The following is a 423-nucleotide window of genomic DNA, read 5'->3' on the forward strand; positions in this document are numbered from 1 at the left end:
CTGGTGATTTTATTGATGTCATTACAGGGCAAACCACTTGTATCAATGGTAATGAAAATTGCGACAGTCAGCTAGAGTCTAAAATTGGAAATCAACTTGCAGGGCTCGATATTCGCTGGTCTGACACATTGTTTAGCCACCCATACGCCATTTATGCAAGCACCATAGGTGAGGATGCCAGCTCACAATTTAAACCTGCTGACCGAGCTTACTTATTTGGTGCCCAAACGACCCAGCGTATTTATGATCAAAATGTATTAGTGAATGTAGAATACATAGATACGGGTGTTTCGTGTGGTGAATCAGTTGAAGAGAATTGTTATTACGAGCATTCAGATTATAAATCAGGTTACCGCTACCATGGCCGCACCATAGGCTCAACGTTTGATAATGACGCACAATCGGTTGTATTAACCTTATTAG

The 423-nt window shown here is 41.1% G+C and carries 1 protein-coding gene; it reads left to right on the forward strand.

Features of this window, described 5'->3' with window-relative positions:
* Positions 1 to 423 (forward strand): capsule assembly Wzi family protein (locus tag R2R70_RS19040; protein WP_410978755.1); only part of this gene is annotated, 423 nt, incomplete at both ends.

The sequence above is a fragment of the Cobetia sp. SIMBA_158 genome, assembly GCF_046566945.1.
GTDB classification, from domain to species: Bacteria; Pseudomonadota; Gammaproteobacteria; order Pseudomonadales; family Halomonadaceae; genus Cobetia; species Cobetia amphilecti.